Genomic DNA, 24,607 nt, shown 5'->3' on the forward strand with positions numbered 1-24,607 from the left:
CGTCTTACCCCCCGTAGAGACACTGCCACGGTTGCTCGCGCTCGAATGCCGCACTGGCGGTCAACACTGTCTCGTCGCCGAACCGAGGGCCGACCACTTGTAGACCGACCGGGATGCCGTCGTCGTCGGTACCCGCCGGTACGGATGCCGCTGGGTGGCCGGTGTAGTTGAACGGCCACACCGGGACGTGGTTCGTCCACCACTCGACGTGCTGCTCGAAGTCCTGCGTGAGGTCGATGTCGTTGTTCCCTACTGTCGGCGTGATCAGGAGGTCGTACTCCCTGAACAGTGATTGGACCCGCTGGAACAAATCCGTCCGGATCGACGCGGTCGCCGCGAGGTCGGCCGTCGAGACCGTCTCGGCGGTGTCGAGGACCGTCCGCAGACTCCGGGAGAGACCCGCAGGATGGGCCCGCAGGTCGAGGTCCTCCCTGACGTCGATGGTCGTCACCGTCGAAGCCATGAATGTAGAAAACGTCGTCTCGAAGGCCTCGGTGAGGTCCGCATGGGAGAACGGGAACTCCACCTCGACAGTCTCGACGGAGGCGCCCGCTTCCCTGAAGGCGTCTAGAGAGTCCGCGACCGTCTCCCGGATCGCCTCGTCGACGTCGAACAGGCCGAGGTCGGGACTGTATGCGATGTCGAGGTCGGCGGCCGGGGCTTCGACTGCCCCTCGGAAATCCACGTCGACGGGTCGACTCGCGGGGTCGGCCGGGAGATGGCCGGCCATCGCCGACAGCATCTCGGCCGCGTCCTCGACCGACCGCGCTATCGGTCCGACGACGGCATGGTGGATGCGGTTGCCGAGGACGTCCTGAAACTCGTCCCACGGAACCACCCGATAGGAGGGTTTCAGGCCATAGACGCCACACAGCGCCGCTGGGATACGGATCGAACCACCGGAGTCGCTACCGGTCGCCAGCGGCACCATTCCTGCGGCGACGGCGGCCGCGGAGCCACCGGAGGACCCGCCGGCGTTCCGGCCGGGGTCGTGTGGGTTTGCCGTCGGTCCGACGACCTCGTTGTCGGTCATCGCCTTGTGACCCAGTTCCGGTGTGTTCGTGGTGCCGAGGACGACGGTCCCGGCCTCCTCGAGACGGTCGACGCTCACCGAGTTGGACTCGGGGACCACGTCCGCCTCGGCGAACACGCTCGACCCAGAGGTGTGTGGCACGCCGGCGACCTGTCCGGTCAGGTCCTTGATACCGACTGGGACTCCTGTCAGGGGGCCACCCCTTGTATCGCCCCGGTCGATCCGGTCGGCCCGTTCCCGGGCGAGTTCGGGCGCCGTCGATAGGAACGCGTTGACGTCTCCTTCGACACGCTCGATCCGAGCGATGTGTGCGTCGACTACCTCGCGGGCGCGCAACTCGCCGTCAGCGATCCGTTCGCGCAACTCCACCGCTGACAGGAAGCATATTTCTTCCACAGTAGAACACTATTAATATTATGGTGTCAAAGTTTTTCTGATATAACGCTCCTCGTGCCGACGGCGGTCCGTCTGGACACGTGGGCCTCCGCGGGCCGAAACGTCGCGAACGGTGGGGGTATCGCGTTCAGTCGTCCAGTATCAGCGTTCGTACTCGGGCTCTAACACGCCGTAGAACACGGCGTCGACGTACTCGCCGTCGACGTAGAAGTGTTCGCGGACCCGGCCTTCCTCCTCGAACCCGACTTTCCGGAGCAGGCGTTTCGAGGCCTCGTTGTAGTCGAACACGCGGGCATACACCTTGTGGAGGTTCAGTTCGTCGAAGCCGTACTCGACGGACAGTCGCGCTGCCTCCGTCGCGAAGCCCTGTCCGGACTCCTCGGGAACGACCCAGCCACCGAGTTCCGCGCGTCTATGGGCGTCGCCGGCCAGTTCTAACCACTCCATCCCGACAGGTTCTCCCTCGTGGCAGATGAGAAAGTACAGGCAGTCGTCTTTCTTTCCCTCGACCAGACTCTGGACGGTCACCGGTTCGTGTTTGTTCGTCCCGTGGCGAACGTCCGGGTGGTTCCAGTGCTTGGCCAGAAACTCGTGGTCCGCTGGCTCGACCGGTCGGAGCGTGACGTCGTCACCGTAAACGTGGGGTGCGCCTGGCATATAGACCCCAATAGTGGGCGCCCCCATATATTTTTATGGTTCCAGTACTAAAATGAATATATTTTGTCGAGGAAGATGTGATGGTGGCCGGCCGAGCCGCATGTCGAGCGACGCCCGACGTTTCGTACAACTCTGAAAGTACTAAATAAATGGCGCTTCAGGGACCACCATGCGACACTCCCGCAACGATCGGCGGAAACGATTGACCGAGCAGGCCGGCCGGGTTCTCGCGGACGTCGGGACACCTGTGTTGGTCTTCTTCGAGGCGGATATGCGCGAGAGCTACGACCGACTGCGGACGGCACTCGACGACCAGTACCCGGAGTCGAGCGTCTACGTCGCGGTGAAGGCGAACTTCCTACCGGACGTGTTGGGCCTGTTCTCGGAGTGGGGGGCGCGGGCCGAGGCGTTCGCCAACTGTGAAATCGAGGCCGCGATGCGGGCCGGTTTCGACCCGGGCGACGTCCTCGTGACCGGGATGAACTGGGACGCCGACAGGATCGACCGCGCGCTCGCGAGCGGTGTCGATACGTTTCTCGTCGACAATCGTTCGGACCTCGCGACGCTACGGTCGGTCACAGTCGAGGCCGACCGCCGCTGTGACGTACTGCTTCGGGTCAACCCGGAACTGGATGTCCCGACCCACCCGGACATCGCGACCGGGACGCCCGGGAGCAAGTTCGGGATGGAGCTATCGGGCGGCGACGTGATGGCGGCCGCACGCACGGTCGCCGGCGACGACCACCTCCGTCTGCACGGCCTGCAGACCCATCTTGGCAGCCAGATCGACGGTCCGACGCCCTACCAGACGGCGACGCGGGCACTCGTGGAACTGGCCGCAGACGTCGAACGCGAGACGGGCGTCGCTGTCGACACCATCGACGTAGGTGGTGGGTTTCCGGTGACGTACGACGAACAGGTTCCGCCGATCGAGGAGTACGTGTCGGTCATCGCCGAGACGGTTCGCAGTGCCTGTACGGACTTCGGCATCGACCCGCCGGAACTGTGTCTCGAACCGGGGCGGTACCTCTTTGCTCCGAGCGGGGCGCTCCTCTGTTCGGTTGGCCTCCTCAAGGAGACTTCCTCGGCGACCTACGCCGTCCTCGATACGGGCAAGAACACCGTGCTGGCCCAGCAGTCGGTTCCGATTTACGCCCCCTTCACTGACGGGCCGTCCCGGGAGTACAGCGTCGTCGGCCCCCTCTGTTACTCCGGCGACGTGTTCGCAGACGGGGTGCTACTCCCGGAGTTGGACCCCGGCGATGTCGTCGCGCTGGACAGGGTCGGCGCCTACGCCATCGGTCGGGAGACGCACTTCAACGGCATGCCGATGGTCCCGGTCGTGGTCGTAGACGCCGACGGTGGGTACGAGGTCGTCCGCGAGCGCGAGACGTGTGTCGACGTGTTGCCAAGCGACGGGACCGGCGACTGAGTCAGGGCGTGACGGTCAGCAACAGTTCGTCCCGGTCTTCGAGCAACGAGAGCAGCGTCGTCATGAACTCGGTCGCGTCCGTCCCGTCGACGACGCGGTGATCGAACGACAGCGACGTCGTCATGCGCTTGCGGACGCCGATGTCACTGTCGTTTATCGCCACCGGTCTGTTCGTTATCGGGCCCAACGCGAGGATGGCGACCTGTGGGTAATTGATTATCGGGGTGCCATAGCGACCATACTCGTCGTAGCCGCCGAGGTTCGAGACGGTGAACGTCCCGCCCCGAAGGGCCGACGGTGCGAGTGTCCCCTCGCGTGCGGCCTCGGCGTGACGCCGGACCGTTCTGGCGACCTCGACGATGGACTTCTCGTCGACGTCGTCGACGACCGGCACCACCAGTCCGTCGTCGGTGTCGGTCGCGAACCCGATGTTGTAGAACTCCTTTTTGACGAGTTCGTCGGCCCGGTCGTCGACGGCGGCGTTCATCACCGGGTGGGCTTCGAGGGCCGGGACAACGGCCTTCATCAGCAGGGCCGTGTGGCCCACGTCGGTGTCGTACCGCTCGTCGAGTCGGTTCTTGACCGCGAGGAACGCGCCGGCGTCGGACTCGTACCCCGAGGAGACGTGTGGGACGATGGTCTTCGACTCGACCATCCGCTCGGAAATGCGCTTTCGAACACCGGCCAACGGTTCCCGCGTGGTCGGTCCCGCCGGGTCTTCGACCGAATGTGGCGTCACCTCCGTGGTCGGGTGCCGTATCGCCTTCCGCGTCGACGAATCTCGCCCCGTGTCGGTTCGCACTCGGTCGACGTCGTTTCTGGTCACTCTGCCGTGTTCGGTGTCGATGGCAGTGATGTCGACGTCGTGGCGGCGTGCGTAGCGCCGCGTACTCGGCATCGCGACGACCCGTTCGGTCTCAGAGTACGTCTGGCCGCCGCCGTTCGCGCCCGTTACCGGTGTGTCCGCAGGCGGGTCGGTCGTCGCCTCGGACCCGTCTGTCCCACCCGTCGGGACCTCGTCCGTCTCGAAGACCGCGATGACGTCGCCGACTTCGACACGGCCCCCCGCGTCCACACGGAGGTCCGTCACCGTTCCGTCACAGGGGGCGGGTATCTCGACGACGGCCTTCTCTGTCTCGACGTCACACAGCGGTTCGTCCTCCGTGACCGTGCCGTCCGGGTCGACGTACCACTCGAGTACCGTCGCTTCGTGCAGTCCTTCACCGATGTCGGGGAGACGGAATTCGTAGGTTGCCATTGGTCAGTAGGTGTGTTCGACGACGCTGTCCACCGCGTGTGCGATTCGTCGTGCGTCCGGGAGGTAGTCCGCTTCCACGTCGTGGCCGGGAAAGTGGACGTCGTATCCGGTGGCACGTCTGACCGGCGCCAGGAGGTGCTCGATGAGGTGCTCGTTGACGAGCGCCGAAAGTTCTGCGCCCAGACCCATCGTTCGCCGGGCCTCGTGGGCGATGACACAGCGGCCGGTCTTCTTGACCGACGCGAGGATCGTCTCGACGTCTAGCGGTGACAGCGACCGCAGGTCGAGTACCTCCACATCGGCGCTGACGCGGGTCGCCGCCCGCACTGCCTCCGGTACCATCCCACCCCACGTCAGGACTGTCACGTCGCGGCCGGTCTCGACGACGCGTGCACTCCCGAGATTGACTGTGTAAGGCGTCTCGGGAACGGCCTCGGTCTGGCTCCGGTAGAGCCGCTTGGGTTCGAGGAACACGACCGGATCGGGATGTCTGATGCTCGCGGCCATGAGCCCCTTCGCGTCGACCGGTGAACTCGGGCAGACGACACGGACGCCAGGGGTGTGGACCAGAAACGACTCCGTGGACTCGGAGTGGTACTCGGCGGCCTCGACGCCGCCGCCGTAGGGAACCCGGACTGTGACGGGGACGTCGATGGCCCCGCCCGACCGTTTGTGCAGTTTCGCCAGCGTGTACATGAACTGGCCGAAAGCGGGGTAAAAAAAGCCCAGAAACTGTATCTCCGGCACCACGCGGTAGCCCCGCATCGCCATCCCGACAGCCGTCCCGACGATTCCGTTCTCTGACAGCGGCGTCTCGATGACGCGCTCGGGCCCGAACTCCTCGTACAGCGACTCCGTCGCCCGGAAGACCCCACCCATCGGCCCGATATCGTACCCCAGTAACACGACACTGTCGTCACGGCGCATCTCCTGTCTCAGCGCGTCGTTGATGCCGTCGATGAGCGTCGTCTCGCTCGTCTCGCCGTCGGGGAGGCGCTCCCGGGTCGCAGACAGCGAGACGTCGTCGACGGCCGTGGCCACGTCCGTCGCGGCGTCGAACGGATTTACACCCCGTTGTTCGGCTTGGAGGGCGGCCCGCTGTCGCCGTTCCGTCCACGAGTCCCCGTGGAGGTGGTTGTCGAACATCCGCTCTGGGTCCGTCGTTGGGACCGAGCGCGCCCGGTCGAGGGCCGCCTCGACGCGCTCAGTCGCCGTCCGCTCGATGTCGGTCACGGCCGCCGGCGTGAGGACACCGGTGTCCAGCAGGTGGGCTTCGAGGCGAGTCTTCGGGTCGCGCTCGGCCCAGAAATCGGCCTCGCGGTCGTCCCGGTAGATACTCGCCTCGTCGGCGGTGTTGTGGTTGCTCCGCCGGTAGGTGACACACTCGATGAAAGTGGCACCGCCCCCATCGGCGGCCCGTTCAACGGCCTCTCGCGTCACCTCGTACACCGCGAGCGGGTCGTTCCCGTCGACGCGTTCGTTCGGGACGCCGTGTGCGACGGCCTTCTGTGCGTACGTCTCTGCGGCCGACTGGGTGTGCGACGGGACGGAGGTCGCCCACTGATTGTTCTGGCAGACGACGACCGCTGGCGCGTCGAACACGCCGGCGAAGTTGAGCGCCTCGTGGAAGTCGCCCTCGCTGGTCGACCCGTCGCCGATGTAGGCAAGCGAGACGTGGTCCCGGTCGGCAAGCGAGTCCGCCATCGCCGACCCGACGGCGTTGGTCACGTTGACCGCCAGCGGCGCATACATCGGCACGAAGTTGACGCCGTCGGCACCGTCCCCCGGGAGGTGGTCAGCGACAGTTTCGGGGGCCCGGCCCATCAGCCTCGCAAACTGGGCGTCGAGTGGTGCGTCCCAGTATAGCGCCGCTGCCGTCTGCCGGTAGGTCATAAACACCCAGTCGTCGGGACGGAGCGCGGCCGCCGACCCGAGCGCCACCGCCTCCTCGCCCAGCGACCGCGAGGTGATGCTGATGTCGCCGCGTCGCTGGAGGCTGATACACTTCTCCTCGAAGGCCCGTGTCAACACGATACAGCGGTAGAACGATTCGAGTTCGTCCGGACCCAAGGCCGGCATCTCGTCGACGATATCGCCCTCGGGGTCCAGTATCCGATAGAAATCCATGTCCGGCCGCGATTCGGTCCATTTGACCATTCCTGCCGTATTATTTTACTTCAGATAGATATATTTTAATATAACTAGATAACGTATATTTTACCCCATCTCGCGATCCGTTTCCGGGCCGGACTCACCCCTCTAGAAGCTGTCTCGCGATGGCGGACCGTATCGACTCGCTCGTCCCTTCGATAATCGTCGTCGCACGCAGGTCCCGGTAGTACTTCTCGAGCGACGGGCCCGTCGACCCGGTGTCGGGGCCACACAGTTCGAGCCCCCTGTCGACGACGTCGATCGCCGTCTCAGAAGCGTACAGTTTCGCCATATTCGCGAGTCGCTCCGACCGTGCCTCGCCGGGTCGTTCGGACAGTGCGTGCCCGGCACGGTAGGTCAGCGACCGCGCGGCAGCGACTGACGACCTCAGGTCGAGGGAGCACGCGTCGCTACTCGGCTGTGACCGTTGGGACGGCGGACAGTCCTCGGCCGCGATCTGTTCTCCGACCCTCTCGACGACGGCGCTTGCGGCGCCGAGCGCCTCGGCGGCGACTGTCGCCCGCCCCGCGGCTAAGAACGTGAGTAGCTGGGAGAACCCGTCGTCGACCTCGCCGACGAGGTTCGTCGCGGGGACCCGGACAGCGTCGAACTCGACGGCGGCGAAGTCGGCCGCACGTAGGCCGAGCGTCCCTGCCAGCGTCTCGGTCTCGATACCGGGTCGGTCACTCGGGACCAAGAACGTACTGATACCGGCGTGTCCGGCGCCGGTGTTGGTCTTTGCGAGCACCACGAGTACGTCGGCGACGCTCCCGTTCGTGACCCACGTCTTCGTTCCGTCGAGGACCCACTCGTCACCGTCGCGACGCGCCGTCGTCTCTATGCTGGCCACGTCGGTGCCGTGGTCCGGTTCCGTGATGGTGATTGCGGAGACGGCTTCCCCAGCGGCAATACGGGGCAACCATCGGGACTTCTGCTGTCGTGTCCCGTAGTGGTCGATGAGCCGAGTGCCGGCGTCGGCGCTGATCAGTGCCGTCCCGATTCCGGGGTCGGCCCGCCACAGTTCCTCCGCGATGAGCAGAGCGTCACGGACGTCCCTGCCCGGGCCGTCGAACGCCGTCGGAACCGTCGGTGCCACGAACCCCTGTTCAGCCGCCTTCCGGCGAATCACCGCCGGGTAGCTCTCGTCGCGGTCGTGTTTCGCTGCCGCCGGCCGAACGTGTCGCTCGGCGAAGGACCTGACCGAGTCACGGAGGGCCTGCCGCTCGTCAGACAACGTACAGTGTGACACACCAATTGTATCCGACTCCTTCGAACCTTAATCATAGTGGTAAGGGATGGAACGAACCCGGGTCGGCCCGACAGAACCCGACGAGGGACTCACAGCAAATGCTCTCCGGGTTGTCCCGTCCCGAATCGATCAGCATGGGTGAGTTGGTTCAGACGCATCCGACGGTCTCTCCAGACAGTCACTGGGCCACCGACTGGGGTAGTTATCCGGATGTGACCTGCTCAATCGTAGATTGCCTGAACTATATCCCGACAGCCCGTCACTGATGAGACGAACCGATGGAAGCAGTACGTATTGACCACGTTCACCTGCGAATCCCGGAGGACGAACTCGAACACGCGATCGAATTCTATCAGGGACTCCTCGGGTTCCAGATCGGGGGGTTCGACGAGTACGAACGGGGCGAAACGCCGATTTTCCACGTCCGTCTCGCGCCAGAGACGATCATCCACATCAGACCGACAGACGACTTCGTACACCCTGAGCGTCAGAACTTCGACCACCTCGCGATCATACTCGAGGCGGATATCGAAGACGTCAAACAGGAACTGGAGGATGCCGGTGTGATCATCGAGCGAGAAGGGACACCAGACGGAGCGACAGGCGAAGCCCCCGCTATCTACGTTCGGGACCCGTTCGGGTATCTCATCGAACTCAAAGAGCCCGTGGAGACAGCATAGTCGACTACAACGAGCAGAAACGCCCGACATTACACTACACGACCATATATGGGACGCCTCATCGATGGCGATTGGAAGACTGACGCCGAACTGACCGAGAACGACCGGAAGCAACGACAGGATACCTTCCGAGAGCGGATCCACCCTGGGTCCCGATTTCCCCCGGATCCGGGGCGCTATCACCTGTACATCGCCCGGGCCTGTCCATGGGCACACGGCGCCGTCTTGGTCCGGGCACTGCTCGGGCTCGAGGACGCGCTCTCGATGGACGTCGTCGACCCGTACCGTGGAGCGAATGGCTGGCAGTTCAGCCCCGAGAAATCCGGGTGTACGCCGGACTCACTCCACGGGTCGGACTTCCTCCACGAAGTGTACACGGAAGCCGACCCGGAGTTTACTGGGCGCGTCACCACGCCCGTCCTCTGGGATCGCGTCGAAGGGACCATCGTCAACAACGAATCCATCGAGATCATGAAGATGCTTGCGACGGCCTTCGGTGACCACAGCGATGATGCTGACCTGTACCCGGAGGGGAAGCGCGACCGAATCGACGCCGTCGTCGAGGAACTGTACGAACCGATCAATCAAGGTGTGTACACCGCTGGATTCGCCGACTCACAAGCGGTGTACGAGGAGGCCGTCCGGAACCTGTTCGACGCCCTCGACTACTGGGAGGAGGTCCTCGCTGACCAACGGTTTCTGGTTGGCGACGCGCTGACCCTGGCGGACCTCCGTTTGTTCCCCGCGTTGGTCCGGTTCGACCCCGTCTATCACATCCATTTCAAATGTACGCTCCAGCGACTCGTCGAGTATCCGAATCTCTGGGGGTACACGCGAGACATCTATCAACACGATGGCGTTCCGGCGACCGTCAACCTCGACCACATCAAGGAGCATTACTACCAGAGTCACACAGCTATCAACCCGACTGGCTTCGTCCCGTGGGCCGGATATCGACTTTACGGCCCCTCACGATCGAGGGTGACGACACGCGGCGGGTTCGACGCCGGCACGCACGGCAGACAGGACGGTGCGAGGGGCGTCGTAGGCAAACTATTACATGACGACTTCGAACGACTGGTATGGTCCCAGAGCCCGACGAAGAAATCGACGAGAACCGCAACGCGGTTCGAGAACTCACACCGACGGCGTGTGCGGGCGTCCGATCGCTCGACCAGTTCGGAACGAAGTGGCGGCTTCGAATCCTCTACAATCTGTTCGAGGGTGACCACAGGTTCAACGAACTGAAACGAGCGTCGGGGGCGAGTTCGTATACGCTCTCACGAGTCCTCGAATCGCTCGAAGAAGACGGTATCGTCGACCGTCGTGTCGAATCGGGCCCACCCGTCGAGACACACTACAGCCTGACCCAGAAGGGCGAAGCGCTCGAGCCGGTGTTCGACGCAATCGATCAGTGGAGTACAGAGTGGATAGCGGAGACAGACGAGGGGTCCTCAGAGACGCCCGGGCTGTAAGTACTCGTCAGTGCGTGGGCGGTGATCAGTGGTGCCTCGGGGTGTGTTCTCGGTACTGACTGGGCGCGCTCTCCGCGTTCGCCTCATACCCTGCTGGTACTGACGGCCGAAAGTCGTGTCTCAGTGGCCATCGACGTAGACCATCGCGTTCAGCTGCGGTGCCTCCACGTGAAACCGACTGCCACCCCGACAGCGTCGAGACGGTCCAAACAGACCGCTGTGACAGCTACCGTTCGTGGTACACACTGGCTATGCGGCCTCCACCGATGCACCGAGGACCGACGACAGCCGGCGCCGGCCCGGACTACTGGCCGAGGACTGGCGCTTTCAGGTCGGCGACTTCCGCGAGAATCTGTTCGACTGACGCCTCGTCGACCCCGTTCGCTCGCAGCGCCGCCTCTAAGTGTTGGGCCACCGCCTGAAAGTCGCGCTCGTCGAGGTCGAGATGTGCGTGTGCCTCCCGCATATCTGCACCGGTGTACTCGACCGGACCGCCCGTGACCGAACTGATAAACTGAATCTGGTGTGCGCGCAGATCCGCCATGTTCTGGTCCTCGAAGTAGCCGACGAGTCGTTCGTCGTCGAGCACCGCATCGTAGAAGTCCGAGACGACTGCCTCGACTGCTTCGCGACCACCAATCTCGTCGTAGATGCTTCGTTCCATTGTCGCGGTGGGGAATTTTGCGAGCAGCAATAAAAACCCAGTTCCGAACACGTTCGTTCGCCTTGTGTCAGCACGTGTCGCTATCGCTCCATCGGTGTGTGAGTGAATACGGGACCGATACCGTCCTGCGTACGAGCAACGCCGTGAGCGAACGGAAACAGCTCTGCGTCGGTTTCGGTCCGTTCGCAGGGTCCTCCGTAAGTGCCTACCGCTACCCTATACGGTGCGTAACTAATGGTCGGTCTCCCGACATCTCGACCGAGCCATGAACGCGACCGTCGACGGGGGCGACGAGGCGCTCACCGAGAAACAGCGGCGCATCCTCGACTACCTGAAAGCGAACGCCGACACGCAAACGTACTTTAAGTCCAGACTCATCGGCCGGGAACTCGGGTTGTCCGCGAAGGAGGTCGGGACGAACATGACCGTCCTCGAGACGGGTGACCACGGTGTCACGGTCGAGAAGTGGGGGTACTCGACGTCGACGACGTGGCGGATCGAAGCGTGACGACGATGCTCGATGCCGTTCGTCGTGTCAGCCTGCGTGGTGGCGAATCCGCTGTCGAGTTCGCCGACAGAATCCCGGCAGTACCCGTCGGATCGTGCTGTGGCCGTCGGTCACGTCCACGACCAACACGCCACCGTGAGCAGTGGGTTAGTACTTTGCCTCCAGCCAGTCAACACGAGAAAGTGAATGATGCCCTCCGAAGGTAGTCAGTCGCGACTCACTCGTCGGACCGTACTGCACACTGTGGCTGGCCTCAGCGTCGGTCTCGCGTCCACGGAGGCTGTCTCGGGTCGCTCGGCGACCGTGGCGACGCCGACTGTCCTGACACGCAACGTGTATCTCGGACTCGACCTGACTCGACTCTTTCGAGCGGAGTCTCTCGGGGACGTAAAGCGCATCGCAGGGCAGTTTCTCGACGAAATCGACCCGTCGGTGTACGAGGCTCGGGCCGAGGCTATCGCGGGAGAGATAGCCGCGACGGACGCGGACGTCGTCGCCCTGCAGGAGGCGGCAACGTTCCGGAGTCAACGACCGAGCGACTACGGGTCCGAGAGCGAGGCGTCGGCCACAGCGGTCCTCGTCGACATGCTGGCTGAGATAACGTCGGCGCTCGCTGCCCGCGGTCTGGACTACACCGTAGCCGCCGAAACCGTCACGACCGACCTCGAACTTCCCGCGACCACCGACGACGGGACCGTCGACGTCCGCATCACCGACAGAGACGTGTTGCTCGTCCGCAGCGACGTAGACGTCGGGTCGGTCGTGACCGACACGTTCGATGCCGCGCTCGAACTCCAGATTCCGGACAGTAGCAAGACGGCCGTCCTCCGGCGCGGGTTCTGTTCTGCGACAGTACAGATGGGCGAGGGGACGTTTACTGCCGTCTCGACGCATCTCGAATCGGTGACAGAGCTGTTCCGCCTCTCGCAGGCGAAAGAGCTACTCGACCGCGTGCCCACGGCCCATCCAGTCGTCCTCTGTGGCGACTTCAACAGCGGTCCGGGCGGGCAGACGTACGACCGCCTGACCGCGTCCTTCGACGACGCCTACGCGGTCCGTCGTCCCGACTCGGAGGGCTACACCTGCTGTCAGGCGTCGGACGTGCGGAACGACGAGTCCCAGTTGACCCGTCGAATCGACGCCGTCCTCTACCGCGGCGGGCTCCGACCGACGACGGTCCAGCGAGTCGGCCACGAACCCCGTTCCCGAGTCGAAGCCAGAGCCCACGGAGAGACCATCACTGTGTGGCCCTCGGACCACGCCGGCGTGGCCGCGACGTTCGAACTCCCGACGACGACGCCGACGGCCACACCCGAACCGACGACGGACCCGCCCGCGTCGCCGACCGAGAGCGACCCGACGGCCACCGAAACCCCGTCGCCGACAGCCACCACGTCACCGACGGCCACAGTGGGTGGGTCTGGCCCGGGGATGGGCCTCACTGCGGCCGTCGCAGGGATGGTACTGGGCGTCCTCGCTCGGGCGCTCCGCGATTGAACCGTCCCCGACCGCTGTCGGTATCACGGGATACCGCCGCTGCCGAGTGTTGGGTTCGAGTTCCGAGCGGACCGGTCGGTCGACCGCCGGCACGTCCGCTGCCGGCCGTCGAACGCCGAATGCGGCCGACTCGTGTAGTATAGCTGGACAGATATACTACCTAGCTATACCACCCCGAACTCCGATTCGAGACCGGTGTCGACGGCGTACTCGTCGTGTGGCGGATACCGCGTGACGTCTCTGCCTGTGGAACGTCGATTGCTACTGACAGATTCGCGCCGTCGACAGACAGATTTGCCAGCGCGTGGCTGCTGACGGACGGTTACGTTTCGAACTCGAAGATACGACGCAGTTCGCTCTCGATATTGGCCGTAAATGCCGCGAGGACGGTCTCGAACGTCTCTTCGCTGCCCGGAAGCGACGCCGCACGCGCGTCGACGTCGTCCGGGAGCGCGATACTGAACTCCCCGTCCCCCTGGTACACTGGTTCGCTCTCGCTGAGGACCTGTCGGTCTATCGCCCGGAGCACCTCGGAGTCGTACTGGCCGTGGAGGTTCTGATAGGCGTTCGAGTACGCCGTCTCCAGTTCCTCGAAGTAGTGCCGGTACTTCTCCTCGAACTTGTCCGGGTCGAACTCGGTCATTGTCGAGTGCTGGCCGCACAGGCAGTAAAGCGTTCTGTGACCGGCCGCTACCCGCGTCGAACATCACAGCCCAGTCCGTCGAGCGTCTGGAGGGCCGTATCGAGGTCCGACTCTTTGATCAGAACGTGGTCCGTGGAGAACGCCGAGAGGACGAACACCGACACGTCGGCGTCGGCCAGCGCCGACGCGACCACCGCCAGAAACCCGACGAGTTCGAACGGGAGTTCGACGTCGAAAGTCAGTCGCTTCCAGCCACGTTCCACGTCGGTGGCCGCCGCCACGGTGGGACTGGCCTCGTCGACGACGACCGTGGTCTCTGTCTCGTCCTGCACGGTCGCGAACGCGTTCGGGTCCGGTCGGTCGGTGCGGCAGACGGCGTACGCGCCATCGGCGACGCTGACTGTGGCGCCCTCCAGAAAGTCGTGCGGGTCCATGCTGGTGTCTATCGATGCCGTCCCACTAGTAGCTCGTCACACCGGAATGAAATCCGGGTCGACTGCGCTCAGTCGGTTGGTGTTCTCGAAGAACTGATAGAACGACTCGTAGCAGTCCGTACACTTGCCGTCGGCGTCGTACCGGAGCGTATGCCAGTCGGCGACGATGGCGCAGTACCGCTGTGCGCGCGTGAGCGCGACGTTCAGCCGGCGTGGACCGTCGACGGGCCGACCGAGAAAGCCGATATCGCCGTCGCCGTTGCTCCGGACCAGCGAGAGGACGATAGCGGTCCGCTCGCCGCCCTGAAACGAGTCGATAGTGTCGACCGTGACGCGGTCGGCACAGTCGAGGTTGTCGGCGAGCGTGTCACGGATACACGCGAATTGTGCCGTGTAGGGCGTGATGACGCCGATCTCCTCGGGCGGGACGTCCGCCAGCAACCCGTCGACGATGTGGGTGACCAGACGCGCCTCCGTCGGATTGGCCTTCGAGTGCTCGACCGTCTCGACCGATCCGCCGACGTTGTACCCCTCGATAGCGGGCCTGTCGGGGAGCGGATCGACCGCGCGGCCGTTCCGTAGCGTCCCGTCGTAGAACGTCCTGTTCGAGAAGTACGCGATGTCCCGATGCATCCGGTACTGGGTCTGGAGTTGGAGGCCGACACCCTCGTAGACGCCGCCGTCGGCGTAGACGTGCTCGAACAGCGAGTGGCCGTAACTCGATTCGGGCGGGGCCTCGCTCGCGCTGTAGGGCGGGAGCTGTCGGTGGTCGCCGGCCAGCACCGCGCGCTCGGCGCGCACGAGGGGGATACACGAGGCCGGACAGGTCGACTGGGTCGCTTCGTCGAGGACCAGGAGGTCGAACTCCCGAGCCAGCGTCGCGGCGCTGTTGTTCGTCGCCGCGACCACGTCGGCCCGGCCGGACACGTCGCTATACGCGCGAGCGACGACGTCGCTCGCCGAGTTACTGGCGTTCACGCGGTCGAGCGTGAACTCCCCCTCGCCGTGCTGTCCGTACGCGTGCAGCGACCGACGGTCCGGGCTATCAGCCGTCGAAGCGCCAGCCACGAGGTTGTCGACGGCCTGATTGGAGTCCGCACAGACGAGGACGCTCTCGCCGGCGGCCGCCGCTCGCCGGACGACTTCGACGAGCGTCCGGGTCTTCCCGGTGCCCGGCGGCCCGTGGATACAAAACAAGTCGTCGGCCAGCAGCGCGTGTTCGACCGCGAGTTGCTGCTCTTGGTTCAGCGCCGCGTCGCGCTGCTCGCTCTGTGCAGCGGCGCCGTTCGAGAACGTGATCGGGCGCGTCCCCGCGAGTACCTCGCCGAGGCGGTGGTCGCGTACCGCCTCGATTGCGGCCCGCTCTCTGTCGAAGGGCAGGGGATTCAACAGCGCCGTGAGTCCGACCGTCGTGTCCCTGCCAGCGAGCACGGTATCGAGCGTCGTCGCCCCGGAGACGGCACTCCAGTCGACTCTGAGCCAGACGTTCAGCCCGCGAATGCGTTCGACCGTCGCCTCGACGGGGAACTGGTCGGGACTGCGCCCCTCGACGGCGTGGACCAGCACCTCGTTGCCCTCGTGAATCCCGAACTCGGACTCGACGAAGAACGCCCAGTCGCCGTCGCGCCGGGATTCGAGATGTGCCGGCAAGTCGACGCGGAACCGGTACTCCCCGCCGTCCTCGGACCCGACTGCGTGGAGCCGTGGGATCGCGTCACCGCCGCCCTCGTACAGTGCCAGCGGTGACTGCCCGAGTGCACGCTCGCGATTCGCTTCGTGCGTCGCCGCTCGCTCGCTCTCGACGAACGACCGGAGACCGTTTACGAGCGAATCGAGGTCGAGCGGGTTCCGGGCCGGTTCGCTGTCGTCGATTGGCGAGTCGTACGTGGGCGGATACGTCTCCGGGACGTAGTCGGAGTGCCAGAATCGGATGCGGTTCGCGAGTCGGGTCTCGCCGAAGGAGTCGGCGTCGAGGAAGTCCCTGTCGCCGTCGCGCTCGAAGACGAAAATCGGTCCGTGGAGGGAGTGGTCGGTGAACGCGACGAACGTGTCGGTGTGGTCCGCCGAGTCCGCTCCGTGGAGCGGGATACACGTCCAGTCTTCCGCCGGATGTGAGAGGTCGTCGTGGTGGCCGGCGAACTCGGCGATCGGTCTGGCTGGAACGGCCGGACCGCCGTCGGCGAGCTCAGCGTCCGTGGCCGCGTGGAGGGTCGCATCTTCGAGCGCGAAGCGCCCGATGATGTGATCGAACAGGAGCGACATCTGTCAGCGCGTTTGTCCCTCTCGAATAAAACACTACGTGCCGTAGGTCCGAATCGCGTCTGACATGTTACACGTGTCTCCAGACGCCTCGGACGGGTGGCTGTGCCGGCCGTGTGGCGGCGGTCAGTCGTCGCCGGTCGCTCCAGTCACGTCAGCAATCTCCCGCACCGTCTGTAGAAGGTCGGCAACGGTTTCGAGGAAGTCGTCTAGCTGCTGGAGCAGTCGTTCGACGTCGTCCACTTCGCTCTCGCCGCTCGGCGTCTCGGTGTGCGACCCAGCGTGCAGCATGAGGCCGCTTCCGGCGAGGGTGCTCGCGACGAGCAACAGACCGGCCACGGCCACGGTGGCTGTGATACGACGGAAGTTCATAGGGGGTGTATCGGGCCGTAGCGGGATTATTAACCGACGTGTAATCCGCGCACAACAGCGACCGTGGCACAGGCGATGACGGCGTGGACAGTCACACGAAAAGCCGATATTCTGCGGATGACGGTCACAGAGAGAGTCGTTGTACCAGCGCGGATCCGTTCGTCGGCGGGATAGCACCGACGCACATCTCGTTCACGTTTCGTGAACATTTATGCTCTAGCTACGCCTGCTATTCCGTTATGTCCCGTCCGACTATCTCGGATCCAGCGGAGATGGACGGCAGAGTCGCCCGGACGACGGTCACCAGTTTCCGCATCGTCGACGCGCTTCGGGACCGCGACGCCGTCGGCGTCACCGAACTCGCAGACGAGTTGTCGCTCGGTAAAGGAACGGTCCACAAGCACCTGAACACGCTCCACGAGATGGAGTACGTGGTCAAGGAAAAGGGGAAGTATCGCCTCAGTCTGGGGTTTCTCGGGCTCGGTGCCAGCGTCCGCACGCGGATGCCCATCTACCGAGTCATCCAGCAACCACTGGAGAACCTGGCGGAGTCGACGGGCGAGGCCGCGAGCGTGTTGATTCCGGAACACACGTCGGGCATCTACCTCGCTCGCGTGACCACGGGCAACGAGCCGCCGGCGGAGCTGTACGAGGGCAAACGGGTGCCACTGACCGCCACGGCCGCCGGAAAGGCGATTCTCGCGTACCTCCCGGCGGACGAGCGCGACCGGATTCTCGACGAGTCGGGACTGCCGAAACTCACTGACAACACCATCACCGACCGCGAGACGATGCTCGAAGAACTCCAGACGATACACGACGACAGGACCGCACACGACAGGGGCGAACTGGAGGCAGACCGCCACTGCGTTGCGTCGCCGATTACTGACGCGGACAACACCGCCATCGCGGCCGTCTCCGTCTCGGGCCCGGCCGAACGGATGCGCGAGAAGTCCATCCGGCAAGACTTCCCGAGCATCCTCGGGAGTACGGCGACGTCTATCAAGAACCGTGTCGCAAACGAGCAGTCGAAACGGCAGGCGAGTGCGGACCCGAATAGATAAACCGTGGATGATACAGGTACACGCATGACCACCGACACGCCACCCAACGTCCTCGTCGTGATGTCGGACCAGCAGCGGTGGGACACGCTGGGTGCGTACGGGTGCCCCCACGACCTGACGCCGACCCTCGACAGCCTCGCCCGTGACGGCACCATCGTCGAGCGCGCGATTACCCCGCAACCGGTCTGTGCGCCGTACAGAGCGGCCTTCCACACCGGGAAGTTCGCGACGGAGACGGACGTCTGGCGCGAGGGGTTGGCTATCGACCCCGACGAGACGACGCTCGCCAACTGGTTCGCGGACGCCGGCTACGACGTCGGGTTCGTCGGCAACTGGCACGTCGGTGGTACCTTCGACGTACCCGTCCCCGACGAGATGCGCGGCGGCTACGAGGACTTCTGGCGGGCAGCAGACGTCCCGGAGTTCACCTCACGACCGACCGAAGGCTACCTGTACGACGAGGACGGAGCGGAGGCCCCGTTCGATACCTACCGCACCGACGCCTTCGTCGACTTCGCGCTGGACGCGCTGGACGCGCTCTCAGAGCCGTTCTTCCTCGTCGTCTCGCTGGTCGAACCCCACCACCAGAACGATATGTGGACCTTCGTCGCGCCCGAGGGGTACGCCGAGCGCTACGACAAGAACCCCCACGTACCGGCCGACCTCCAGAACTGCCCGGGGGACTGGTACAGCGAACTGCCCGACTACTACGGGATGGTAAGACGGGTGGACGAGGCGATGGGGCGCCTCCTCCAGCGACTTCGTGACCTCGGCATCCGCGACGACACCGTCTTCGCGTACACGTCCGACCACGGGAACCACTTCCGTACGCGCCCGGGCGAGTACAAGCGGTCGCCACACGACTCGGCCGTCCGCGTACCGCTGCTGTTCAGCGGCCCCGGCTTCGAGGGCGGTGGCCGCATCGAACGGGTGGTCAGCACTATCGACCTCCCGCCGACGCTGCTCGATGCCGCCGGGATAGACGTTCCAGACGAGTTCCACGGGGATAGCCTCCTCCCGGTGATTCGCGGCGCTGAATCCGACGAGGACGGGGAGGCGTTCGTCCAGATAAGCGAATCACAGGTGGGCCGTGCCCTGCGGACGGACCGATGGAAGTACGCCGTCGCCGCGTCGAAAGAGACCGGCTGGCGCGGCGGCAACGGTGAACCCGCCAGCGATTGCTACGTCGAGCGGTACCTCTATGACCTCCGCCGGGACCCGATAGAGCGCATCAATCTCGCCGGCCGACCGAACTACCGCGACGTGGCTGACCGACTGCAGCGACGACTGCTCGACCACATCGAGGCCGTCGAAGGGGACAGGCCGACGATCAAACAACTCGAACGAGGATACAAGGAGTACTGACCGCGGCCACGGGCAACTCGGCTCGTCTCCCGTGGTACGCACGTCGCCGTCTGTTGGCAGTTGGGTCGCATCTCTGACTAACCGTAGCCAACTCGACGATGATGTTATAGACCCGCCTCGAAATGTATCGGTGGGTGCCAAAGGCGGCGCAGTGCAGGGTGGCACCTACTGGAGGCACAAGATATGCGTCCACTCCCGCGAGCGATGGTCGTTACCCTCGTGGTCGTCAGTGTCCTTGCCGTCACCCCAGTCGCTGCAACCGCCCAGAGCGGTCCGACGCCAGCGTCGAGTGACGGGCCGGGGCAGGCGACCACCCTACCGACTGAGAACGTCGACCACGCCGGTTCAGTGTCGGATACCCGAACTGCGTACACGGACGTCGTGACCCCGAAAGCGGTCGTGACAAGCGCTTACGACGCCACTCGGGTCGAGAACTCCCGGTTCGGTAACGTCGACCCGCTGGGTCACGACACCCGAGAGCGACTGTACGACGTCATCACCGACGACCCCGGTGTGTACCTCACCGAACTCGCTCGTCGGACCGCGACGCCGGTCTCGACTGTCAGGTACCACGTCCGCGTGCTGGTCGACGCCCGACTGGTCGAACGGACGACCGAGCGTGGCCGAACCCACCTCTCGCCGGCCGAGTTCGACGGCGCGCTGTCACCCGTACAGCTAGAGGACGGGACTCGACGTGCCATCCTCGTCGCGCTGGACCGACAGGGAACGGCGACCGGTCGAGAGCTCGCCGACCACCTCGGACTAACGGAGGCGACGCTGTCGTATCACCTCCGGCGGCTTTCGGACGATGGGTTCGTCGTCCGCGAGGAGGACGGCCGGACGGTCGTCAATACGTTGGCGACAGGAGCCACAGACCTGCGCGCGACGGCGGAACGCTGACGGCTAGAGGGTGCCGTCAGAACGTCTTTTTTATCGGCGTAACTCCACCGACGTGCGATGAAACCGACCCGACTACCACCGTACGCGACGACCGAGCAGGCTCGCGGCCCGAACGACTCCCACCGACCGTGTGACGATCACCCGGCGACAGACAGAGGGAGACGGACATGACCGAAAGCCACTCGACCACCGGGTCAGCAGACACCGGCACCGACGGCGCGGGTCAGCGCCCGGAACCCGACATCGATACCCACACCGACGACCTGACCAGAGACGACGTCTTCCACATCCTCCAGTCCCAGCGCCGTCGGCGAGTGCTCGCGTACATCCGCGAGTACGGCGACGACGGGTACGCACGGATGAGCGACGTCGCAGAACACATCGCCGCGCTGGAACACGACACGACCGTCGACGGCCTTCGCTCCCAGCAGCGCCAGCGGGTGTATATCGCGCTCTATCAGTCACACCTCCCGAAGATGGACGAGGTCGGTGTCGTCGAGTACGACCAGGACCGTGGCCACGTACAGACGACCGACCATGCCGACCGCTTCGACGAGTATCTCGGCTGCGAGTCGGTGCGGCTGGGCGACGACGGATCGGGCCCCGATGTGGCCGACGACGCCGGACAGTCGGACAGGACGAGCGGGACGGCCCGTTCGCAGGCCGAGACAGCCACCGACTGGCATCTGCGATATCTCTTCGCCTCCGGCGGGTGTTTCCTGACGATTGCAGCGGTGTCGAGCGGACCGCTGTCAGACTCCCTGTTGTCGGGGGCGAACGTCGGCGTCGTCGTCGCGATGGTGTTTACGCTGCTCGCGGTCAGCCACTGGGTGACCGAGTCGTCGTAGACGGCCGGGGTCACGATTCGGAGTCCGTGGCTTCCTCGGGCGTACAGACGAGAGGGTCCCGACCGTTGGAGACGCAGACGACGAGCCCCTCGTTTTCGGGCGTATCCGATAGGTGATTCACCGTCAATTTCGGCCACGGGAGGCAGGCGCTGCTAGTCTGTAGCCGATACCCACCAGCGGCGTTCGCACGCCGTCGCTCTCAGAACCGGACCGGGTCCGACCCGCGTCTCACACTGCCGTCGACGGCGTCCCCGAGACGAACGAGTCGGCAACGGCCGGCAGGTCGAACCGCCACGAAGACACGATAGAACAGCGCTAAAATAAATAAAATATATCGTCTGCACCAAAAATATTAAACACCGCACCATTATTTGTTGGCACGTATGGAAGAAAACCATACAAGTCGGCGAGACGTTCTGCGGGGTATCGGTGGCGTCGGACTCACGGGAGCGGCACTCACTGCCGTCGGGTCGGCGGCAGCACAGGGGAAGGCACCAGTCAAGAAGGCGACTGCTCGCAAGACCGCCCGTGCTGCGGCGGACCACTACGGCGACACCGAGGAGTTCGGCGAGTGGCGTGCAAGCGGGGTCAAAGCCCCGACGCTGTTCTACACGGACGTTCAGGACGGCGGGTCGACGACGCACGTTCCCCGGTCGTGGGTGTTCCCCATCGAGAACCGTGGCGAGGACGTGGGGTACATCAACGTCAGTGCCCGACAGACGGAGCAACCGATCCTGACGTTCGGTGCGAACCGGGCCCCACAGCGGCGACTCGCGGACGCGAAACGCAAGACGCCCGCGAGCCCGAAATCCATCACCGGTCGGTTCCTCTACCGCGGCGGCGTCGAGTACCTGGTCGAGTCGACGGACGTGGGTGCCGTAGACCTCCGAAGCGGGAAGCCAAAGCAATCGAAGCCAGTCGCCGACCTCGAGACACTACTGCCCACGGGGAAGCGAAACGACAGTGGCGCAAAGGAACAGACCAGTCAAGAAGACTGGTCCGGCGATACCGACGACGAGGTGTACGGCGTGCCGAACTGGACGGAACACGACGCCGGGAACGCGAACTCGACGAGCATCGGCAGCGGTGACGACAGTTGGGACTCCTGGGACGGTTGCGTTCCGATAGCAGCCTCGATGGTTCTCGGCTTCCACGAGAACCTAGACGACAGCGACGACGACGCTCGCGAATCGCTCATCGACCGACTGCACATCGAGATGGACACGGGTGACGGGAGCCTCTGTTCGTACTGCACGTACTGGAGTAACATCCCGAGCGGGATAGAGAACTACTCCAGCGGGTCACACTCCTACAGCGCGGAGAACATCCACTCCGGGTTCAAGGGGAACGTCAAGACGCAGATTTCGAACAACAACCCCTTCATGCTCAACATGGAGAACGGTCCCTACACCGACAAGGGCGAGGGCCACTCCGTCTGTGGTATCGGCTACCGGGAAGAATCCTGTGGCTGGTTCTGCAGTGATATGTACTACAAGGTCCACAACGGCTACGACGGCAGCCCGGACCTCGTCACCCACGGCGCTTGGGGCGACGTCTGCATCACGAAGGTCACGACCTAGCCAGAGCGGCCCTAGCGGACGTTCAGTAGAGGCCGTCGCAGCGGTCAGGCGAACTCGTCGGCGAAGACGATGTTCTCGGCGGCGTTGTACAGGACGTGGAGGCCGCCGTCGCTATCGGCGGTCCACGTCGCCGTTTCGGACGGCCCGCCGTCTACGGAGACCGAGACGTCGTAGTCGGCGTCGAACACGACCTCGTTGTTGAATCGCTTCGTTTCGGCGGATGCGAGGTCGACCGTCGTCTCTATCCGTGCCTCGTCACCGTCGGCGTCCGCCGCCGCGACGCGAACCGAGATGGTGGCGGCACCGTCCCGGAGGTTGTGGAGGTAGATGTCTGCCGCTCCGCGACTCGAAGCGTTCGGCTCGTTGGTTCCGGTGGTTCCGTTGGCGTCGAGGGCGGCGCATCCCGACGCGACTGTGAGCGTCGCCGCGGCGAGGGACCCGAGCAGGGACCGACGGTTCAGTGGCATAATCCGTTCGAACAATCGATCCAGTCGGTGAAAAGATTGTCCCCCGAACGCCCCTGTTCTGTCGACGTCGAGCCGGCACGTCTCGCCCTCAGCCCCGGCCGAGAGAACCCAGTGGCAACTACTCGGATACCTGTCCGCAGATTTATGTGTCGTTCCCTGATGGTAGTTCGTATGGACGAGAAACGTCTCGTTGTCGCCCTGTTTGGCCTCCTCGTCACCGTCGTCGTCGGCCTCCTCGCGTACCAGTTCATCGCACCGCTTACGGTCTCTGTCTTCCTCTACTACTCGACGCGCCGCTTTCATAAGTCACTCCGCCGACTCAGACTGCCGGCGAGAGTCCGCGCCGTCGTCGTCATGGCGTCACTCGCCCTCCCCTTGCTCCTGCTCGTGAGTTATGCCGTGGTCCTCCTCGTCCTCGAAGCCCGGCAGTTCGTCGAGCAGTACGAACTCGTCAGCGTGGCCGCGACGCACGTCGACTGGCTCGGACAGTTCGAGTCGATACCCGACCTCACTGTACAGGGTCTCTACGAGGCCTATCAGTCCGGTCAGTTGTCGCCGCTGGTCGAGTTCCTCGGCGACCACGCGACGCTGTTGACATCGGTCGTCTCGAACTTCTTTCTCAACCTCTTTGTCACCGTCATCGTCACCTACTACCTCCTGCTCGACGGCCGACGCATCCGGGAGTGGCTCTTGCGGTTCGACGACGGTGCGATCATCCGCGAGTACCTCGAAGCCGTCGACGAGGAACTCGAAGCGGTCCTGTTCGGGAACCTCCTGAACGTCCTCGCGATTTCGCTCATCGCTATCGCCGCCTTCTCGGGGTACAATGCGCTGGTCCCGGCGGTCGCCGAAGTCCCCTACCCGGCGCTGGCCGGTGCCCTGACCGGTATCGCGAGCCTCATTCCCGTCGTCGGGATGAAAATCGTCTATCTGCCGCTTACGGCCATCACCGCCCTTCCGGTGGTCCTCGGAAGCGACTCCTCGCTGCTGGTGTACGTGCTGACCTTTCTCGGTGTCGCGGTGATCGTCGTCGACACCATCCCCGACCTGCTGTTGCGGCCGTTGCTGAGCGGCGAGAACACCCACGTCGGCCTCTTGATGCTGGCGTACACGCTTGGCCCCGTCGTCCTCGGGTTCTACGGGCTCTTTTTCGCGCCGATACTGCTCGTCGTCGGACTGACCTTCGCCAACACGGCGCTCCCCCGACTCCTCGGTGCGGACGACCCCGACGGACTCCACCCCGACCAGTTGCGACTCGACGACTTCCGGTGACCGGCGGCCCGGCATAACTCGGGGGAGCCGTCACGTAGCGCCGGGACCCGTCGTATCGGCTACTGGATCAGAGCGAGACGTCTTCGCTGCGAGCGTCCGTGACGCCGGACTCGACACCCGCTCTGTCGTCGTAGTACTTCCGGCCGATGAACCCGTCTTCGAGGTTCCCGACGAGCGACGTATAGAGTTCGTCCGGCGAGTGGTAGGTGTCTTCGTCGGTGCGATTCAGGATGTCTCTGACAGTGGCCACGTCGCCCGCGGGCGTCGACAACTCCACGTCACCTAACTGACCGACTACGGTCGTCCGGTCGGTGGGGAAATCAAACGCTTGTTCGAACAGTTGGAGAGTTTCGGAGTAACGCATCGGTACTGACCAATCGAATCCTTAATCAAAAAAGATTAT

At 64.4% G+C, this 24,607-nt stretch carries 23 protein-coding genes and 1 pseudogene; 12 read left to right on the top strand and 12 right to left on the bottom strand.

The window, feature by feature from the left end:
• Nucleotides 1–4: 4 nt before the first annotated feature.
• A complete protein-coding gene (locus G9465_RS20695) occupies nt 5–1,429 on the bottom strand; it encodes an amidase (protein ID WP_227015790.1) in 1,425 nt (474 codons plus the stop codon).
• 141 nt (nt 1,430–1,570) lie between these two features.
• Complete coding sequence (locus G9465_RS20700; RefSeq protein WP_166973987.1) at nt 1,571–2,086, bottom strand: GNAT family N-acetyltransferase; 516 nt, start codon at nt 2,084–2,086, stop codon at nt 1,571–1,573.
• 169 nt (nt 2,087–2,255) lie between these two features.
• On the opposite strand from G9465_RS20700, the gene G9465_RS20705 reads away from it, so the two are divergent.
• Nucleotides 2,256–3,518 carry a diaminopimelate decarboxylase gene (locus G9465_RS20705; RefSeq protein WP_166973990.1) on the top strand — a complete coding sequence of 421 codons (1,263 nt, stop codon included), beginning with the start codon at nt 2,256–2,258 and terminating at the stop codon, nt 3,516–3,518.
• A 1-nt stretch (nt 3,519) separates the two neighbouring features.
• Here the strand turns inward: G9465_RS20705 and G9465_RS20710 are convergent, their stop codons facing one another.
• From G9465_RS20710 to G9465_RS20720, 3 genes are all read right to left on the bottom strand, one after another.
• Nucleotides 3,520–4,776: a dihydrolipoamide acetyltransferase family protein gene (locus G9465_RS20710; protein ID WP_166973993.1), complete on the bottom strand. Its 1,257-nt coding sequence runs from the start codon at nt 4,774–4,776 to the stop codon at nt 3,520–3,522.
• 3 nt (nt 4,777–4,779) lie between these two features.
• Nucleotides 4,780–6,933 carry a thiamine pyrophosphate-dependent enzyme gene (locus G9465_RS25800; protein ID WP_227015791.1) on the bottom strand — a complete coding sequence of 718 codons (2,154 nt, stop codon included), beginning with the start codon at nt 6,931–6,933 and terminating at the stop codon, nt 4,780–4,782.
• A gap of 94 nt (nt 6,934–7,027) precedes the next feature.
• Complete coding sequence (locus G9465_RS20720; protein ID WP_227015792.1) at nt 7,028–8,176, bottom strand: acyl-CoA dehydrogenase family protein; 1,149 nt, start codon at nt 8,174–8,176, stop codon at nt 7,028–7,030.
• A gap of 278 nt (nt 8,177–8,454) precedes the next feature.
• Here G9465_RS20720 and G9465_RS20725 point away from each other — a divergent pair, with 278 nt between their 5' ends.
• The 3 genes and pseudogenes from G9465_RS20725 to G9465_RS20735 all read left to right on the top strand — a co-directional run bounded on the left by G9465_RS20725 (nt 8,455) and on the right by G9465_RS20735 (nt 10,331).
• Nucleotides 8,455–8,856 (top strand): VOC family protein, encoded by a 402-nt coding sequence (locus tag G9465_RS20725; protein WP_166973995.1) that lies wholly within the window; start codon nt 8,455–8,457, stop codon nt 8,854–8,856.
• Between the two features lie 48 nt (nt 8,857–8,904).
• Nucleotides 8,905–9,841, top strand: a pseudogene (locus G9465_RS20730) (glutathione S-transferase family protein).
• A 97-nt stretch (nt 9,842–9,938) separates the two neighbouring features.
• Complete coding sequence (locus tag G9465_RS20735; RefSeq protein WP_166973997.1) at nt 9,939–10,331, top strand: helix-turn-helix domain-containing protein; 393 nt, start codon at nt 9,939–9,941, stop codon at nt 10,329–10,331.
• A 304-nt stretch (nt 10,332–10,635) separates the two neighbouring features.
• Here the strand turns inward: G9465_RS20735 and G9465_RS20740 are convergent, their stop codons facing one another.
• Complete coding sequence (locus G9465_RS20740; protein ID WP_166973999.1) at nt 10,636–10,995, bottom strand: group 1 truncated hemoglobin; 360 nt, start codon at nt 10,993–10,995, stop codon at nt 10,636–10,638.
• A 265-nt stretch (nt 10,996–11,260) separates the two neighbouring features.
• Here G9465_RS20740 and G9465_RS20745 point away from each other — a divergent pair, with 265 nt between their 5' ends.
• Complete coding sequence (locus tag G9465_RS20745) at nt 11,261–11,503, top strand: hypothetical protein (RefSeq protein ID WP_166974002.1); 243 nt, start codon at nt 11,261–11,263, stop codon at nt 11,501–11,503.
• Between the two features lie 243 nt (nt 11,504–11,746).
• Nucleotides 11,747–13,000 (top strand): endonuclease/exonuclease/phosphatase family protein, encoded by a 1,254-nt coding sequence (locus tag G9465_RS20750; RefSeq protein ID WP_166974005.1) that lies wholly within the window; start codon nt 11,747–11,749, stop codon nt 12,998–13,000.
• Nucleotides 13,001–13,322: 322 nt separating this feature from the next.
• Here G9465_RS20750 and G9465_RS20755 read toward each other — a convergent pair whose 3' ends face one another.
• From G9465_RS20755 to G9465_RS20770, 4 genes are all read right to left on the bottom strand, one after another.
• Nucleotides 13,323–13,643 (bottom strand): DUF5783 family protein, encoded by a 321-nt coding sequence (locus G9465_RS20755; RefSeq protein ID WP_166974007.1) that lies wholly within the window; start codon nt 13,641–13,643, stop codon nt 13,323–13,325.
• Between the two features lie 47 nt (nt 13,644–13,690).
• Nucleotides 13,691–14,077, bottom strand: a complete 387-nt coding sequence (locus G9465_RS20760) for an ACT domain-containing protein (RefSeq protein WP_166974010.1) — start codon at nt 14,075–14,077, stop codon at nt 13,691–13,693.
• A gap of 36 nt (nt 14,078–14,113) precedes the next feature.
• Complete coding sequence (locus G9465_RS20765) at nt 14,114–16,339, bottom strand: AAA domain-containing protein (protein ID WP_166974012.1); 2,226 nt, start codon at nt 16,337–16,339, stop codon at nt 14,114–14,116.
• A 123-nt stretch (nt 16,340–16,462) separates the two neighbouring features.
• A complete protein-coding gene (locus G9465_RS20770) occupies nt 16,463–16,708 on the bottom strand; it encodes a hypothetical protein (protein ID WP_166974015.1) in 246 nt (81 codons plus the stop codon).
• Between the two features lie 239 nt (nt 16,709–16,947).
• Between G9465_RS20770 and G9465_RS20775 the strand changes: the two genes are divergently transcribed.
• The 5 genes from G9465_RS20775 to G9465_RS20795 all read left to right on the top strand — a co-directional run bounded on the left by G9465_RS20775 (nt 16,948) and on the right by G9465_RS20795 (nt 22,465).
• Entirely contained in the window at nt 16,948–17,772 is an 825-nt protein-coding gene (locus G9465_RS20775; RefSeq protein ID WP_227015793.1) for an IclR family transcriptional regulator, read from the top strand.
• Nucleotides 17,773–17,796: 24 nt separating this feature from the next.
• The gene (locus G9465_RS20780; protein WP_166974017.1) at nt 17,797–19,137 is read left to right on the top strand and encodes a sulfatase-like hydrolase/transferase; all 1,341 of its coding nucleotides are present in this window, start codon (nt 17,797–17,799) and stop codon (nt 19,135–19,137) included.
• Nucleotides 19,138–19,320: 183 nt separating this feature from the next.
• On the top strand, nt 19,321–20,037 hold the full coding sequence (locus tag G9465_RS20785) for a helix-turn-helix domain-containing protein (RefSeq protein ID WP_166974020.1): 717 nt from the start codon (nt 19,321–19,323) through the stop codon (nt 20,035–20,037).
• A gap of 167 nt (nt 20,038–20,204) precedes the next feature.
• Nucleotides 20,205–20,885, top strand: coding sequence for a hypothetical protein (locus tag G9465_RS20790; RefSeq protein ID WP_166974022.1), 681 nt, complete (start codon nt 20,205–20,207; stop codon nt 20,883–20,885).
• A gap of 383 nt (nt 20,886–21,268) precedes the next feature.
• A complete protein-coding gene (locus tag G9465_RS20795; protein WP_166974024.1) occupies nt 21,269–22,465 on the top strand; it encodes a C39 family peptidase in 1,197 nt (398 codons plus the stop codon).
• Nucleotides 22,466–22,509: 44 nt separating this feature from the next.
• On the opposite strand, the gene G9465_RS20800 is transcribed toward G9465_RS20795, so the two are convergent.
• Nucleotides 22,510–22,932 (bottom strand): hypothetical protein, encoded by a 423-nt coding sequence (locus tag G9465_RS20800; RefSeq protein WP_166974027.1) that lies wholly within the window; start codon nt 22,930–22,932, stop codon nt 22,510–22,512.
• 171 nt (nt 22,933–23,103) lie between these two features.
• Here G9465_RS20800 and G9465_RS20805 point away from each other — a divergent pair, with 171 nt between their 5' ends.
• Nucleotides 23,104–24,204 (top strand): AI-2E family transporter, encoded by a 1,101-nt coding sequence (locus G9465_RS20805; RefSeq protein WP_166974029.1) that lies wholly within the window; start codon nt 23,104–23,106, stop codon nt 24,202–24,204.
• A 67-nt stretch (nt 24,205–24,271) separates the two neighbouring features.
• Here the strand turns inward: G9465_RS20805 and G9465_RS20810 are convergent, their stop codons facing one another.
• Nucleotides 24,272–24,568: a hypothetical protein gene (locus tag G9465_RS20810; RefSeq protein ID WP_166974032.1), complete on the bottom strand. Its 297-nt coding sequence runs from the start codon at nt 24,566–24,568 to the stop codon at nt 24,272–24,274.
• Nucleotides 24,569–24,607 lie beyond the last annotated feature (39 nt).

Source organism: Haloarcula sp. JP-L23 (assembly GCF_011602445.1).
GTDB lineage: Archaea > Halobacteriota > Halobacteria > Halobacteriales > Haloarculaceae > Haloarcula > Haloarcula pellucida.